At 47.3% G+C, this 16,531-nt stretch carries 13 protein-coding genes; 3 read left to right on the forward strand and 10 right to left on the reverse strand.

Annotation, left to right across the window (positions count from 1 at the left end):
• Positions 1-108: 108 nt before the first annotated feature.
• From FSB84_RS03865 to FSB84_RS03885, 5 genes are all read right to left on the reverse strand, one after another.
• Positions 109-2,589, reverse strand: a complete 2,481-nt coding sequence (locus FSB84_RS03865; protein WP_130542813.1) for a bifunctional UDP-N-acetylmuramoyl-tripeptide:D-alanyl-D-alanine ligase/alanine racemase — start codon at positions 2,587-2,589, stop codon at positions 109-111.
• Entirely contained in the window at positions 2,589-3,569 is a 981-nt protein-coding gene (locus FSB84_RS03870) for a TerC/Alx family metal homeostasis membrane protein (RefSeq protein WP_130542812.1), read from the reverse strand. The genes FSB84_RS03865 and FSB84_RS03870 overlap by 1 nt, the downstream gene beginning before the upstream one ends.
• Positions 3,570-3,635: 66 nt before the next feature.
• On the reverse strand, positions 3,636-5,333 hold the full coding sequence (gene gldG / locus FSB84_RS03875) for a gliding motility-associated ABC transporter substrate-binding protein GldG (RefSeq protein WP_130542811.1): 1,698 nt from the start codon (positions 5,331-5,333) through the stop codon (positions 3,636-3,638).
• 20 nt (positions 5,334-5,353) lie between these two features.
• Complete coding sequence (gene gldF / locus FSB84_RS03880) at positions 5,354-6,076, reverse strand: gliding motility-associated ABC transporter permease subunit GldF (protein ID WP_130542810.1); 723 nt, start codon at positions 6,074-6,076, stop codon at positions 5,354-5,356.
• Positions 6,077-6,638: 562 nt separating this feature from the next.
• A complete protein-coding gene (locus FSB84_RS03885) occupies positions 6,639-7,772 on the reverse strand; it encodes a cysteine desulfurase family protein (RefSeq protein WP_130542809.1) in 1,134 nt (377 codons plus the stop codon).
• Positions 7,773-7,858: 86 nt separating this feature from the next.
• On the opposite strand from FSB84_RS03885, the gene mce reads away from it, so the two are divergent.
• Complete coding sequence (mce, locus tag FSB84_RS03890; protein ID WP_130542808.1) at positions 7,859-8,257, forward strand: methylmalonyl-CoA epimerase; 399 nt, start codon at positions 7,859-7,861, stop codon at positions 8,255-8,257.
• Positions 8,258-8,454: 197 nt separating this feature from the next.
• Here the strand turns inward: mce and FSB84_RS03895 are convergent, their stop codons facing one another.
• From FSB84_RS03895 to FSB84_RS03905, 3 genes are all read right to left on the reverse strand, one after another.
• Entirely contained in the window at positions 8,455-9,183 is a 729-nt protein-coding gene (locus FSB84_RS03895; protein WP_130542807.1) for a ribonuclease III family protein, read from the reverse strand.
• 104 nt (positions 9,184-9,287) lie between these two features.
• The gene (fabF, locus tag FSB84_RS03900) at positions 9,288-10,541 is read right to left on the reverse strand and encodes a beta-ketoacyl-ACP synthase II (protein ID WP_130542806.1); all 1,254 of its coding nucleotides are present in this window, start codon (positions 10,539-10,541) and stop codon (positions 9,288-9,290) included.
• Between the two features lie 107 nt (positions 10,542-10,648).
• Positions 10,649-10,885 (reverse strand): acyl carrier protein, encoded by a 237-nt coding sequence (locus FSB84_RS03905; protein ID WP_038103191.1) that lies wholly within the window; start codon positions 10,883-10,885, stop codon positions 10,649-10,651.
• A gap of 277 nt (positions 10,886-11,162) precedes the next feature.
• On the opposite strand from FSB84_RS03905, the gene FSB84_RS03910 reads away from it, so the two are divergent.
• The gene (locus FSB84_RS03910; protein WP_130542805.1) at positions 11,163-11,594 is read left to right on the forward strand and encodes a GNAT family N-acetyltransferase; all 432 of its coding nucleotides are present in this window, start codon (positions 11,163-11,165) and stop codon (positions 11,592-11,594) included.
• Between the two features lie 3 nt (positions 11,595-11,597).
• On the opposite strand, the gene FSB84_RS03915 is transcribed toward FSB84_RS03910, so the two are convergent.
• On the reverse strand, positions 11,598-11,978 hold the full coding sequence (locus FSB84_RS03915) for a DUF4870 domain-containing protein (protein ID WP_165434925.1): 381 nt from the start codon (positions 11,976-11,978) through the stop codon (positions 11,598-11,600).
• 51 nt (positions 11,979-12,029) lie between these two features.
• Here FSB84_RS03915 and FSB84_RS03920 point away from each other — a divergent pair, with 51 nt between their 5' ends.
• A complete protein-coding gene (locus FSB84_RS03920) occupies positions 12,030-12,956 on the forward strand; it encodes a tetratricopeptide repeat protein (RefSeq protein ID WP_130542804.1) in 927 nt (308 codons plus the stop codon).
• A gap of 52 nt (positions 12,957-13,008) precedes the next feature.
• Here the strand turns inward: FSB84_RS03920 and mfd are convergent, their stop codons facing one another.
• Positions 13,009-16,452 carry a transcription-repair coupling factor gene (gene mfd, locus FSB84_RS03925; RefSeq protein WP_130542803.1) on the reverse strand — a complete coding sequence of 1,148 codons (3,444 nt, stop codon included), beginning with the start codon at positions 16,450-16,452 and terminating at the stop codon, positions 13,009-13,011.
• Between the last annotated feature and the right edge of the window lie 79 nt (positions 16,453-16,531).

Below are 16,531 nucleotides of genomic sequence, written 5' to 3' on the forward strand. Positions count from 1 at the left end.
GGAAATCAAAGATAATAGTTATCAGTCGGAGTTCCCAGTGCAAAAGCACATCCGGACTGTCGAATTAAGGAGAAAAAGTTTTGTTAAAAGGCAATTGGCCCGGTTTGATCAATCCTGAAAGTAAACCCTTTTCACTCTCTGGGATATTCCGGTCAGCATCTGGTAAGGAATGGTCTGGGCCCAATGCGCCACCTGTTCAACGGGCAACTGCTTACCGAAGATCACTACTTCATCGCCTACTTTCACCTGCGGCACATCGGTGATATCGATCATGGTCATGTCCATACACACGATACCGATAACAGGAGCCAGGTGTCCGTTGACCCACATTTTGCCCACGCCGGTGCTGAGACTGCGCGGGTATCCGTCTGCATACCCGATCCGCACCGTGGCGATATTGGTTTTGCGGGTAACCACCCCTTTCCGGCCATAACTGACCGTTTCCCCTTCTTCCAGTTGTTTGATCTGGGCGATGGTGCTCTTGAGAGTACTCACTTCCTGCAGTTGAAGTAAATGAGTATTGCCGCTGTCGATCCCATACATTCCGATGCCCAGGCGTACCATATCCATCTGTAATTCCGGATGACGGCTGATACCCGCTGTATTGGAGATATGTTTGATAAACGGATAGCCCAGTATCTGCTGCAATTTGCTCACCATGCCCTCAAACCGTTCTGCCTGTTGTTTCGTATAGGCATCCTGTTGAGGGTCTTCGCTGGCGGCTAAATGACTGAATACACTCTGCACCTTGAACAGTTTGCTGCGCAGGGACTCCAGCAATACCGGCAACTGTGACTCAGAAAAACCCAGCCTGTTCATACCGGTCTCCAGTTCGATATGTACAGGAAATTGCTGAATGCCTTCTCTTTTAAGATAAGCTTCAAAAGCGTGCAACAACTCGGGTGCATAGATATCAGGTTCGAGATTATACTGCACCAGCACATCGAAAGTAGTGGGGTCCACATTCATCACCATCACAGGCAGGTTGATCCCACCCTTACGCAGCTCCACACCTTCATCTGCATAGGCAACGGCCAGGTAATCGATCTTATGATATTGCAGAACGTTCGCCACTTCAAAACTGCCGCTGCCATAGGCAAATGCCTTCACCATGGCCATCAGCTTTGTTTCCGGACGAAGCAGTTGCTGGTATTGTTTCAAATTATGCGTCACTGCATTGAGATCGATCTCCAGTACTGTCTGATGTACTTTCTGTTCCAGCAACCTGTCGATCTCTTCCAGTTCAAATACGCGCGCTCCTTTCAGCAGGATGGTCTCATCGCGGAAAGGAATATGATGAAAATCTTTTTTGAAGGCGTCCACCGTTGGAAAGAAGAGCAGCTCTGCAATTCCGGCAGCTTCAAATGCAGCAGCATGATGATGGATGGTTTCGCCGATCCCGATCAGCCTGTTCACTTTTCTCTGCTGCATGGCATTGGCCACTTCAGTATAAAGTTCTTTTTCGTTCCTGCCTGATTCCGGGATATCAGTAAGGATCACAGTACGGCGGTTATGCTGCGCCTGCTGCGATAAAAAATCAAGTGCAATGGTAAACGAGCTGAGATCCGCGCTATAGCTATCATTGATCACCGTGCAGTTGTTGATGCCTGTTTTCATTTCCAGCCTCATCGCCACACGGGTTAGCAACAGCAACTGCTGCTGCACTTTCTGCATGTCCTGCTTCATAAGCAGCGCAGTGCACCAGCAATGCATGGCATTTTCTATACTTGCATCATCGGTGAAAGGGATCACTATTTTCTCTACATCGCCTTTATAAGAGGCAGTGATGATAGTATTGTGAGCTGTTTTTTCGATGCCGGTTATCTGAACAGCCCCATCTTTCTTCCCCCCCCAGGCAAACAGCCGGATACCGCGCGACTGTGCCATTTGCTGAACAGTTTCTTCCACCAGGTCCTGATCGTTCCGGTAGACAAGCGTATTAACGGTATCGAACAAGCGAAGTTTTTCTTCCAGCTTCTCTTTAATGGAGTCAAATCCTTCGCTATGCGCTTCGCCGATATTGGTAAGGATACCAATGGTTGGTTTGATGATAGCTTCCAGTTTTTCCATCTCCCCGCGCTTCGAAATACCTGCTTCGAAGATGGCCAGCTCATGCGATTCACTCATCGGCCATACGCTCAATGGAACGCCGATCTGTGAATTGTAGCTTTTGGGACTACGGATGATGGCGAACTGCTGGTCCAGTATCTGGTTGAGCCACTCTTTCACGATTGTTTTTCCATTGCTACCGGTGATACCGATCACAGGAATTGTGAACCGGCTGCGGTGATAGGCTGCCAGCAACTGTAATGCCTGCAATACATCCGGCACCTGTACAAAATTGGCAGCGGGATATTGAGCGAGATCAGGTTGCTCACTCACAACAAAATTCCGTACGCCCTTATGATAGAGATAACCAATGAATGTTTGTCCATCCCTGCGTGGTCCCTTGAGAGCAAAGAACAGGGATGATTTTGGGAAGATCAGTCGCCGGCTGTCAGTCAATAATTGCTCGATCCGGTCATTCCTGCGTTCCTGTATCACAGTGCCATGAATGACCGAAGCGATATGTTCAATATAGTATTGCATCAGTGAAGGTCCTTAGGTGTATTCTCTCCTACTTCATCCAGGAATTTATCCTCTTTCTCCAGATTCTTCCTTGCTACCGAAATGGAGTAAACGATACTGAGGCTTACACTCATTACAATCACAAGCAATGAGATGGCGATTGGAACATGAATATCGAAGAATGTCACCAGCATTTTGAGGCCGATGAAAATAAGTACGAAAGCGATGCCCTGTTGCAGATGCGAGAACTTGCTGCTGGCTCCTTTCAGAAGGAAGAATAAGGATCTCAGACCAAGCACTGCAAAAATATTGGACGTATAGATCACCAGATGGTTTTGCGAAATGGCGAATACCGCAGGAATGGAGTCCACCGCAAAAATGATATCGGTAGTGGCCAGCATGATCACTACAACAGTGAGGCTGGTATAATATTTTTTCCCTTCAATGCGCATGGTCCATTTTCCATCTCCATCCAGTGGAGTGATGGGCAGTACACGCTTGATCATCTTGTACACCCTGTTATCTTCCAGGTTGGGGTCTTCATCGTGTTTGGCAGTGAACAGACTAATACCGGTATACACCAGGATGCCTCCGAATATATACAAGATCCAACCGAATCTTTGCACCAGTTCTATCCCCACTGTGATGAATGCCACACGGAAAAGAATGGCCATCAGAATACCAATCAACAATACACGGGCAATGAATTTATCCTTAACAGCAAAGAAGTTGAAGATGAGAATGAACACGAAAATATTATCGATACTGAGGCTCCATTCCATCAGGTAAGCACTGAGGTATTCAAGTGCCACCACTTTCCCTTCCTCGTACCACATGAACCCGAAAAAGCCCAGGGCCAGGCTTACCCAGAAAATTGTTTGGAACAGGGCTTTACGAAGACTGATATGCGTATTCTTCTTACTCAGTAGTCCGAGATCGAAAGCCAGTGCTACAACAATTACGATTCCAAAAACTAGATAAGTGAGCTGGTCCGTGGTCATGACATAAATTAATGGTTGCAAAGATAAGGCCTTGACTGATACATGGCCTTTGTATGCCTGCGGGCTTTACTGGTATTTCTTTTTGCGAAGTGCCTGGTAGATCATACCGAAGAGCAGGATGAGGGCTACCGGTCCGGCAATATTGATCAGTTGCCAGGTGGTTTTGCTCTCTTCCACTGCGGCAGGGTCCAGCAGGCGGAGGGTGTAGTTCTTGGCGCGTGTATCCAGGATACCACTTGGATTCACCAGGTATTCCACGCAGTTGATGAAGAAATCCCTGTTGGCATACTGGTAATTGGTGAACTGATTATAGCCCATGGGCAGAGGCCCTTCCTTTTGCGTGAAAACATTGGCCACAATATCTCCATCGGCAATCACTATCATTTTGCTTTCCTCTGCGGTAGCAGCCCGGAATGGCTGCTTATACAAACCAGCCATTGTATCCAGTACACCTTGTGAAACACGGTTGGTATAGAGGGAAGTGAACCTTCCTTCCAGCATCACTGCGATGGGGATATGCTGACGGTTGAATGTTTTGATATCGTCCTCTGTTTTCACACTGCTGAGTGAAACGAGTGCAGGAGTTGCCAATACGCGGGAATTGGCAGAACTGGCCAGCAGTATGGTCTTATTGATGCCTGGCGCTTTAACGGTATCGATGGAATTGGGAAAGATGCTAAGCACCCTGTCCATATTTCCGGATACCGGGTTGTTATTGTAAGATGTCAGCAGCGGGAAATATTGCCAGGGCTGGAGATCCATCTGAGGCTTATCTCCATAATTCCCAACCACCATTGGCAATTGATCGCATTGGAGGTCCTGCACCAGGTCCCCATTGATGCGAACGCCGTATTTGAAAAGCAGGTCGTCCAGGTTGAGGTTGCGATCGTAGGCGATGAAATCCGACTGCCTGCGCATGAGGCTGTCCATTTCCGCATAGAGCCTGTCGATCATCCAGATGATCTTTCCGCCCTGCATCACATATTGATCGAGTTTTAGTTTTTGTTCATCATTGAAAGGGACGGTTGGCTTCACTACCAGCAAAGCGTCGAAGTCATGCGGAATGAACGGCACACTGTCGATAGGTACAAAACCGAAGCCATATGCAGGTTTCAGCGTTCTTTCGATCAGGTCGTAAACATTATAGCTAAGCGGTTGTCCATTGCCGATAAGGTAACCAACATTGGGAACTTTGTTGGCAGTGAGCTTCTGAATGGCATGCGCGAATTTGTATTCCAGCAATGCTTCCGCATTGTTGAGGGATTGCATGCCGCCGGTCATGTCCTGCCCCTGCAGCAGGTCTACCGCTTCCACTTTATCATCGTAACTGATAATGGCGCCGGGAAAAAGATAACGTTGTTCTTCCGCCTCTCCGGCTTTCGCACGTACACGCACATTGGTGGGACGAAGGCCCAGTTTCATCAGCGAGTCCGCAGAGATCTCGCCGGCCAGCGCCTGCGACACAGGCTTCTCAAAACTGAACTGGATATTGGCCGCTGAAAGCTCTTTGAATTCCTGAAGCATTTCGCGGGTACTGTTCGCGAGCTTTTTGAAACCGGCAGGCATTTCGCCATCGAGAAAAACGGTGATGCTCACCCGATCTCCCAATCCTTTGATCAGTTTTTTGGTAGCAGGTGAGAGAGTATACCTTTTTTCCTGGGTGAGATCGATGCGAACAGGGATCAATGTAGCAATATAGTTAATGGCCACCAGCGCCAGAATGCAGGCGAGCCACCAGTATTTCGATTGTAGGATCTTTTTCATAGTCTTTGTTCAGGGTCTTCTTAACGCTTCAACAGGTTACGGGTGGTACAAACAAGGAAGAATGCGATCACGCTCAGGAAATAGATAATGTCCCGGCTATCGATCACGCCCCTGCTGATGCTGCGGTAATGGAAATCGATACCCAGCATTTCGATATAGTAGTCCGCCCCGGATTCCAGCGCGGGAATGCGGCTGATGGCATTGAAACCACTGTACAAAAGGAAACAGAAAAAGGCGCCGCTGATAAATGCAACCACAGCATTACTCGTAAAACTGCTGCAACAGATCCCGATGGCCACAAATACGGAAGCCAGGAAGATCAGACCGAAATAAGCACCGATAGTACCGCCGCGATCGATCCCTCCTTCAGTGGACATTTGCTGTACACTGATCACATAAATAATGGTAGGTATAAGCGCAATCAGCACCACTCCAAGCGCTCCGGCATATTTTCCGAGCACCAGTTTCCATCTGCTCAGAGGTTTGGTTTGAAGAATTTCGTAGGTGCCCGCCTTGAATTCATCGGAGAAGCTGCGCATGGTGATCGCAGGGATCAGGAGAAGCAGGATCCAGGGGGCTAATTCAAAAAATTTATCAAGTGTAGCGTAGCCAAAATCAAGGATATTGGTATCCGGGAACACAAAGAGAAACAATCCGTTAAGTAAAAGGAATACCACTATTGCGATATACCCGGTGAGGCTACTAAAAAACTGCCTGAACTCTTTTTTGCATACGGGCCACATGTTACGAAAATAAGGGATTATCAGTATAAATTAAGAAAAGATGAAATTGTTTGCGCGGTGTGTAAATCTATTTGCTTATATTCGTTACTCCCCTTTATCCACCTGGTAAACCATTATCCAAAATATTGATTCACGAGTTTATTTGTAACTGTATAACCAAAACCTGCTGCAAGCGAAAACCCTCCCAACGGAGGGTTTTTTGATGTATACAAACGCTGGGAAATACATTTTTGTTGTGACCCATGGGCAATGGGATATGATAAACGCCGGCGGGTCGAAACGAACCGGCGCAATTGGATCTTTAATGGGGCCTGGGGTTGGTGGGATGGGACGGTAGAATATGGATGAGCTTCTTCGCTTACGTTTCGAAGGCCAGGTTTATTCATATCCCATTGCCAGAGCACCCTGATAGTGCAACAGCTTAAAACGCAATTTTCGCATTTGTTGGTGGAGGGATGGTGTGAAGGTGCAACTGCGAAATGTATTATACCAATTCCTTTTGTTTATTATTCCCAGGATAATCTTACTATGCAATCTTACTGCATCTTTCCGTCGGTTCCTCTTAGATGTTCTTCAACTTTTCAATCACATAATCGATTTCTTCAGGGGTTGTGAAACGGCCGAGACTAAAACGGATACTGCCATAGGCGAGCTCGTCGGAGAGCCCCATCGCTTTGAGCACATAGCTGGGTTCCATCAACGCACTGGTACAGGCGGAACCACTACTGACGGCAAGGTCTTTGGTGAAGGTGCGCATCAGTACGCCACTGTTGGTGTTGATGAAAGAGAGATTGGAAGTGTTGGGAAGACGATGATCAGAGCTGCCATTGATGATCACATTTCCTGTTTGTAATAATGATTGTTCGAGATGTTCTTTGAGTGCGATGATGCGACCGGTATCTGCCAGCATTTCTGCATTGGCAAGGGACGCAGCTTTGCCCAGGCCGACGATGCCGGGTACATTCAATGTGCCGCTGCGGATGCCTTTTTCGTGGCCGCCTCCATCGATCAACGGCGTGAGTTTTACGCGTGGTGATTTTCTTCTTACGTAAATAGCGCCGCAACCTTTGGGTCCATAGAATTTATGAGCGGATAATGCGAGGAGGTCTATGTTATCGTTTATTACATCGATGGGTATTTTGCCGGCGGCCTGTGTGGCATCGGTGAAGAAGATAATGTTGTGCTTCTTTGCGATGGCTCCTATTTCTTTGATGGGCTGCAGTACACCGGTTTCATTATTGGCATACATGATGGAGATCAGGATCGTGTCGTGACGGATGGATGCTTCGAGTTGCTGAAGATTGATGAGACCATCGGCATTGACGGGAAGGTAAGTGATATTGGCTCCAGCCTTTTCAAGATGTGCGCAGGTATCGAGAACGGCTTTGTGTTCTGTAGCTGCTGTGATGATATGATTACCCTTGCCGGAATACATGCTGAACACGCCTTTGATGGCGAGGTTGTCGGATTCTGTGGCGCCGGAAGTGAAATAGATCTCGCCGGGTTCGGCATTGATGAGAGCTGCAATTTGTTCGCGGGCCAGCTGCACTGCTTCCGCAGCCTGCCAGCCATAAACATGTGTGGTACTGGCTGCATTGCCGAACTGTCTGGTGAAGAAAGGCAATATCGCTTCTACCACGCGCGGGTCGCAGGGTGTGGTGGCATTGTAATCGAGATATACTGGCAGTGTGAGCATTTGCAGGAATGATGAATTAAATATCAACCAATGCGCGTAAAAATAGTTCAAATGCGGGTATTTTTAGGCCCGCAAAAACTTATGTCATGTTGAAAGTAGAACATATCGGAATTGCTGTGAAAAGCCTCACTGATTCGGTGCCCCTGTTTGAAAAACTGCTGAACACGGAATGTTATAAAACGGAAGAAGTAACAGGAGAAAAAGTGAACACTGCATTTTTCAGGCAGGGAGAAACGAAAATTGAATTACTGGAAAGCACAAGTGAAGATGGCGTGATCGCAAAATTTGTGGAGAAGAAAGGTGAAGGTATTCATCATATCGCCTTTGAGGTGGCTGATATCGAGGCGGAAATGAAAAGATTACAGGCCGAAGGATTTGTACTGCTGAATGAACAACCTAAACAAGGCGCTGATAATAAACTGGTTTGCTTCCTTCATCCCAAACATACCAATGGAGTGTTGATAGAATTATGTATGGAAAGATAAAAAACTATTGTACCTTTTACTGTCAATTACCCGTCTGAACAAACTGCCTGCTTATCTCTCAGTTCAAAGTGGATTTGGTCAACATTAAAAACGATTGCCTATGCGACCTCCCAACAGACTGAAAACCTGGATATGGTTAATGCTGGCCTTTGTATTTGTATGCCTGAGAGGCTAGTGAAAGAAGTTTTATTGATTGATCACTCTTCGATCTCTGTTTTATTCAATCCCAGTTTGTCGATAGCTATAGCTGCTGCGATCTGACTGGCATCTTTCTTATTGTAAGCCTTGCCTTCGGCAAGCAGTTCTCCATCTACCACTGCACCGATGGTGAAAAGTCTTCGGCCGCCTTCGATCCTTTCATCGAGTGTTTCGAATTCAAGGTTCTTCCCATTCTTATTGGCCCAGCCGTACAATTTATTCTTGTGATTGATCTCGAGATTTTCGAGGTCCTCCATGTAGAGGTGAGGGATGATGATGCATTCGAGTACCCACTTCTTTGTTTTTACAAATCCTTTATCGAGGTAAATAGCTCCCACAACCGCTTCCAGCGTATTGCCAAAGATCTGGCTCATCTTGAGTGAATTGTCGAACTTATTGTAGAAGGTGATCTTCTTGAGTCCCATTTTGATGGCGATCTCATTCAGCTTGTTCCTGTTCACCATTTTGCTGCGCATCTCGGTGAGGAACCCTTCTTCGCGATAGGGATATTTTTTAAAAAGATAGTCGGCTACGATGCCGGAGAGAATGGCATCACCAAGGTATTCGAGTCGTTCGTTGTTCTCATCGGCACTATCCCTTACAGATCTGTGTGTAAGGGCTGCCTGATACAAAGGAAGCTTCCCCGGGACGAATCCCAGTACATTACGAAGGTTCTTTTTGAAAGAAAGATCGTTCCCTTTGCCAAAAAATCGGTCCAGGAGTCCCACAATTGTTAAGCTACAAATTTTTCATTAAGCCAAAAAATCATTAATGGGTACGGGTACATGATTTCATTGGAACAGCAAGCAGCAAACGAATACGTGCAAACTAATTATGCCGGGTATTTCTTCACAATCACACAGGCATTGTGCCCGCCAAACCCGAAGGTATTGGAGAGGGCTGCCCTTACTTCACGCTGCTGGGATTTTCCAAAGGTGAAATTGAGACGTGGATCCAGTTCGGGATCATCAGTAAAGTGGTTGATGGTTGGTGGCACCATATCATTCACCACGCTCATGATGCATGCGATCGCTTCCACAACGCCTGCGGCGCCGAGGCAGTGACCTGTCATGGACTTGGTAGAGCTGATATTGAGATTGTAGGCGTGTTCACCGAATACATCCACAATAGCTTTTACTTCGGCTATATCTCCCAGTGGTGTGGAGGTCCCATGGGTATTGATATAATCGATGTCGGTGGCCTTCATACCTGCATCATCCAGCGCGGAAAGCATCACATTCTTTGCTCCCAGCCCTTCCGGGTGTGGAGCAGTGATATGGTGTGCATCGGCAGTGGCGCCACATCCTGCGATCTCGCAGTAGATCTTGGCTCCACGGGCCAGCGCATGGTCCAGATCTTCCAGTACCAGTACTCCCGCGCCTTCGCCCATTACAAAACCATCACGGTCTTTGTCGTATGGACGGCTGGCGGTCTTGGGATCATCATTGCGTTCACTGAGCGCTTTCATTGCATTGAACCCGCCCACACCAGCTTCGCGGATCACACTTTCAGAACCACCGGCAAGAATCACATCAGCCTTTCCGAGCCTGATCAGGTTAAAGGCTTCCATGATTGCATTGGTGGAAGAAGCGCAAGCACTTACAACCGCGAAGTTGGGGCCACGGAATCCGTGACGCATGGAAATATGTCCTGCAGCAATATCAAGAATCATCTTCGGAATGAAGAACGGATTGAAGCGTGGAGTGCCATCGCCTTGTGCAAAGGCAGTGACTTCCTCCTGGAAGGTGATCAAGCCACCAATACCACTGGCAAATACAACACCAACGCGATCTGCATTGATGCCTTCTGCCTTGAGGCCCGCATCATTTACTGCCTGGTCACTTACAACCAATGCAGTTTGTGTGAAGCGGTCCAGTTTTCTTGCTTCTTTTTTATCCAGAAATTCTAACGGATCAAAATTCTTGAGTTCACAAGCGAAACGGGTCTTGAACTTGGACGCATCAAATAACGTAATGGCATCAGCGCCGGAAACTCCGTTGATGAGACCATTCCAGTATTCTTCCAAATTATTACCGATTGGCGTCAACGCACCAATACCCGTTACAACAACTCGTTTTAATTGCATAGGACTATTTCCCGGGGGAGTTAAATTAAGTAACAAATCCGCCCCTGCGGCTACTGCCAGCTATTGAAGAGCGGATTTAATTTATTGCACCTGAAACAAGTTTCAGTTTACTTAGCATGTTCTTCTAAGTAAGCAATAGCCTGACCAACTGTTGTAATGGTTTCAGCTTGCTCATCAGGAATGGAAATGTTGAATTCTTTTTCAAATTCCATAATCAGTTCCACGGTGTCCAGAGAGTCGGCACCCAAATCATTGGTGAAAGAAGCCTCATTGGTAACTTCTGCTTCTTCTACACCTAACTTATCAACAATAATCTTTTTTACTCTTGTTGCAATGTCTGACATTTTTGTAAAGTTTAGTTACGGCTGCAAAAATATAGATTTTGGGATTATAACAACAATTGGCTGGTTTTTAATTAATGCTGTGAATATTTTGTTCTTTCGCCGTTTTGTAGTACTATCCGCCATCCCGCTTCCAGCCTTTGCTGAAAGCCGGGCGCCGAAGATAATCCACCGGGATGAAACCTGCTTATATTGAATAATTTTATATACTTGAAATCCTCCCGGTAATGTGGTAAATCGTTAAATTGCAGACACCTGTATCATCACCCAAATCCCAGGTATGGCCCTCAAAATTATAGATCACGGCTCTTTTGAATACCAGCAGATGGTTAACCTGCGCCTTGAAATCCTGCGCAAGCCACTCGGCCTGTCCTTCACTCCCGAAGAACTGGAGTCTGAAAAAGAAGAAATACTGATAGGTGCTTTTGAAGATGAAAAGATGCTCGGATGCTGTATGCTTATCCGCGCAGACGCCCAAACGGTGCGACTTCGCCAGATGGCGGTACTCAATAACCTCCAGGGAAAAGGCATCGGGCGAGCCCTGATGCAGTTTGCCGAAAACCTGGCCCGCGACCGCGGTTACAGCAGAATGACCATGCATGCCCGCGCCTCAGCCACAGGCTTTTACGAGAAACTGGGATATGAAGTAAGGGGAGATCAGTTCGATGAAGTGACCATCCCCCATTATATTATGGAGAAAGTACTTTATTAGATCTTACACCAGCCTTATACAGAAAGGATATCGATAATACCTCCCTTCCGAAGCCCGGATGGTGGCAACAATCACCAGAACAATATTAACAACGGGCAACACCCATAAGAAGAGTAATCCTACCAGCACAATGATCAGGATGGCCGAAATAATATAAGCCAGCAGGATCGTGATCTGGAAATTCAGGGATTCACGGGCATGAAATTCCACAAAACTGCCTTCATTTCTTTTTACAAGATAGATCACCAGCGGGGCCAGGATTCCAATCCCCGGAACAATTGCGAGAATATGCGATAATATCGCCATCGTTTTCTCTTCACTGGCGGGAGGAACGGGAGGCATATCGGCAGTTCCGAAAATAGAGTTCGTATCTTGCGCGTTCATGACTGTTTGTTTATTTTATCAGTCGTATAAACAGTCTAATAATTACAGAATATGTTCAAACCCCTTCGATTTCTTCTTGTTGCGGCAATGTTGTTCAGCCTTTCCGCATCCGCCTGTCTGAATGAATATCAACGTAAAGAGATGCCGCTGGATAAAAACAAACTGCATCTTCACTTGCTGCTTCATTCGAAAGAAGATGAAATGCCTTACTGGTGGCATGGATTTGACGGAGAATCTCTCCACAGCCTGGAGGACATGGCTGGAAAAAATATCGCAGAGCTGAACTACAAACAACGTTCCGACTATGCAGTTGCCCAACTCAAGGTAGGCGACAAAGCCAAAGGCCTGCAGATATTACAGGATCTCTACCGGTCATACCCAAACGAATATAATATTGTTGCCAATCTCGGCACCGCATATGAACTAAACGGCGATAAAACCAAAGCACTTGAGTGCCTTAAAAAAGCTGTCGCCATCAACCCGCTCTCGCACTTTGGTTCCGAATGGATCCATGTTCGTATCCTGGAAGAACAACTGGCGGCAACACCCGATTACAAAAAGATCATCAACCTCAACACCGGTAATTTCCAGGACTGGCTGACTGATAAAACTTATCGTTTTCCCCGCCCGGCCGATTCATTGAAATTACAGATCGCTTACCAGTTGCATGAGCGGATCGCTTTCATTGCACCGCCCAATGCCGTGATCGGACAACTGGTCACAGATTTCGGAGACATCGTTGCCAAAACAGATTCGCTTGGCGCAGCATTTGAATTCTATCAGTTTGCACTGAAGTATGATTCTACATTGAAAGACAGTATTGATGTACGCATCAATGGCGTGAAGGCTTCGCAGAAAGAAGTGAAGGATACTTTCAGATGGGCAACTATCGTATGGGCTATCCCGTTACTGGCGCTGGTAATGATCTTCCTCGCCTGGCTGAGAAGTCTCAGGAATAACAAGAAAGCAGATTCATAAAAAGTAAAACCGGCCTGAGCGCCGGTTTTACTTTTTATGAATCTGTTGGAAATTATTTAGATGCTGCTGTTTCTGCACTCACAAACTCCTGCATCCTTTTCAGGAATGCCACCAGCTTGTTCATGCTCTTTATATCGGTAACGATCAGCAGGAAAGACCTGTCTGTTTGTTTCAGTCTTGCATTGTTCACCTGCGTTTGCACAAAGTTGAGGATCTGTTGGAATACAGGTGATTCAAAATAAGGCGAATCAGGTTTGTTCACGAAATAACAACGCAGTGTTTCATCTTTCAATGTCATCTTTTCAAAACCCAGTTCCACACCCGATCTTCGGGCGCGTACAGTTTCAAAGAGATCATCCACCTGGGGCGGAACAGGTCCGAAACGATCACCCAGTTCCTGGTGAAATTCCTGCAGGGCGGGCTCATCTTCACAGTTATCAAGCCTGGTGTACAGCGTCAATCTTTCGGTGATGCTTTCCACATAACTATCGGGGATCAGGATTTCGAGATCGGTATCGATGGTGCAATCCTGCACATAATCTTCCTGCCTGGCAATCTCTTCTTTGAAGAGGTTACGGAATTCGGTTCGCTTCAGTTCTTTGATGGCTTCGTCCAGGATCTTCTGGTACATCTCGAATCCTATCTCGGCCATGAAGCCGCTCTGCTCACCACCCAGCATATTACCGGCGCCCCGAATGTCAAGGTCGCGCATGGCGATCTGGAAGCCGCTACCTAGCTCGCTGTGCTGTTCCAGTGTTTGCAGGCGTTTGCGGGAATCGGGCGGCAATGTGCTCATTGGCGGCGCCAGCAGGTAACAGAAGGCTTTCCGATTGCTTCTTCCTACCCGGCCACGCAACTGGTGCAGATCGCTCAGTCCGAAATGATGCGCATTGTTCACGATAATGGTATTCACATTCGGAATATCCACGCCACTCTCCACGATATTGGTACAGATGAGTACATCGTATTTCTTGTTGATGAAGTCCAGGATCTTTTCCTCCAACTCATGCCCCTCAAGCTGGCCATGCGCGAAACCGATACTGAGATCAGGACAAAGGCCCTGCAGTTTCACTTTCATTTCCGCCAGCCCCTGGATCCGGTTATGGATGAAGAAGACCTGTCCGCCACGTTCAGTCTCGAAATAAATGGCGTCCCGGAGCAGATCATCGTTCATCACAGCCACTTCTGTCTGGATTGGCTGCCTGTTCGGCGGCGGCGTGTTGATGATACTGAGATCGCGAGCGCCCATCAGGCTGAACTGCAATGTTCTTGGGATAGGGGTTGCCGTTAGGGTAAGACAATCCACATTGGTGCGGAGTGTTTTGATCTTCTCTTTATGCGCCACGCCGAATTTCTGTTCTTCATCGATCACGAGCAGGCCAAGGTCTTTGAACTTCACTTCTTTGCCCAGTATGGCATGCGTACCGATGATGATATCGATCTTTCCTTCTTCCAGTCTTTTTAAAGTCTCTTTCTTTTCTTTTGAAGATTTGAAACGGTTCACATAATCCACTGTTACAGGAAAATCTTTCAGACGTTCACTGAAAGATTTGTAATGCTGGTAAGCGAGGATAGTGGTAGGCACCAGCACAGCAGCTTGCTTTCCGTCCACGCATGTTTTGAAGGCGGCGCGCATCGCGATCTCGGTTTTGCCGAAACCCACATCGCCGCAAACAAGACGGTCCATCGGAGATGGTTGTTCCATATCACGCTTCACATCGGCAGTAGCCTTGCTCTGGTCTGGTGTGTCTTCGTAAATGAAGCTGGCCTCCAGCTCAGTTTGCATGTAATTGTCGGGAGTATGCTGAAACCCTTGCTGGGCTTTTCTTTGCGCGTATAACTTAATAAGATCGAAGGCAATCTCTTTGACCTTCGTTTTCGTTTTTTCCTTCAGCCGGTTCCAGGCATCGCTACCCAGCTTGTTCACTTTCGGCACGGAACCTTCCTTGCCGGTGTATTTGGAGATCTTGTGCAGTGAGTTGATATTCACATACAGGATATCACTGTCCTTATAAATGATCCGTACAGCCTCCTGCAGTTTTCCATTGGTCTCGATCTTCTGTAAACCGCTGTATACGCCCACACCGTGATCGATATGCGTAACATAGTCGCCGGGCTGTAACTCGCGCAGGGTGCGGAGTGTAAGGGCTTTGTTCTTATTGTAAGCCTGTTTGACCTTGTACTTATGATAGCGCTGGAAGATCTGGTGGTCAGTATAGCAAACCAGTTTCAGGTCTTCATCGATGAAGCCTTCATGGATGGATGTAGGTATGGGTGTGAAGGGGATCTCCGCCTTCAGATCTTCGAAGATGCTGTTGAGGCGTTCCAGCTGGCGCGGATTCTCTGCAAAAAGATAGAGCCCGAAGTTCTTTGCTGACCAGCTTTTGAGATCCCGGATCAGCAGGTCGAACTGCCTGTTGAATGCAGGCTGCGCCTTTGTATTGAAATGTATGTCAACCGGGATATCGTGGGCCGCAGGATCTCCTTCAGGGAAATCCTTGCCATGGCCGAAAGCCACGATATGCCTTGATTGTAATTGTTGTTCTATCCGGAGTGCAGGTACAAAATCTTCTGGTTTTGTATCCGTTTTCTCCATGCGGGTGTCTTCATCACCGGCAGCATCACGCGCTTTTTGCGTGGGCGTAACGGTGGTAAGAAAAAGCTCCAGGTCTTCCTCCTGAATGATCAGTCTCTCTTTGGTAAAGGACCAGTCCTGCATCCACACAACGGTATTCTCCGGCAGGAAATCGAAGAGAGAGATCTTGTCGGCAGTATCGAACTGTGTGTCTACATTTGGAATGATGGTCACCTGCAGCAGCTTCCGTTCACTGAGCTGGGTTTCCGGATCGAAGATGCGGATACTGTCAACATCATTTCCGAAAAGCTCCACCCGGTAAGGTTTTTCATTTCCGAAAGAATAGATATCGAGAATACCGCCGCGCAGCGCGAACTGGCCTGGCTCGTACACGAAATCCGTTCTATCGAAACCATAACCAACCAGTTTATCCATGAGCCCCACGAGGTCCAGTGTATCACCGGATTTGATGTAGATGATATTCCCGCTGAGTGTATTGGGCAGTACTACTTTCTCGAAGAGCGCTTCAGGATAGGTGATGAGCATCCCGGCCCTGCCTTGAGATTGAGCAGCGAAACGTGTAAGCGCTTCCGTGCGCAACATCACATGCGAGGGATTCAGCAACCGGAAATTCTTCCTGTTCTTGAAAGAAGAAGGGAAGAAATAAAGATTGAGTGCATTGGTCAGGTTCTCCAGTGAATTATGGAGGTAAGCCGCTTTTTCGGCATCTTCACAAACCACAAGGTGGTTCAACTGGCTGGATGCGGGATTTTGAAAGATGGTGCTGATCACAAAACTGGCAGCACTGCCGCGAAGATTCTCACAATGGATGCGTTGGGGCCGGGCAAAAGAGAGCTTGTCCGCCAATTGAAAAAGGCGGGGGTCTTTTTTAAACGCATCGAGCAACGACTGCAAATTCATAACTGCGGATGCAAAGGTACGAAAAAGGTATGGACTATCACAGTGTGTTGCAGGAGTCGGGTAGCTGGGGAACACACTG

The sequence above is a fragment of the Pseudobacter ginsenosidimutans genome (assembly GCF_007970185.1).
GTDB lineage: Bacteria > Bacteroidota > Bacteroidia > Chitinophagales > Chitinophagaceae > Pseudobacter > Pseudobacter ginsenosidimutans.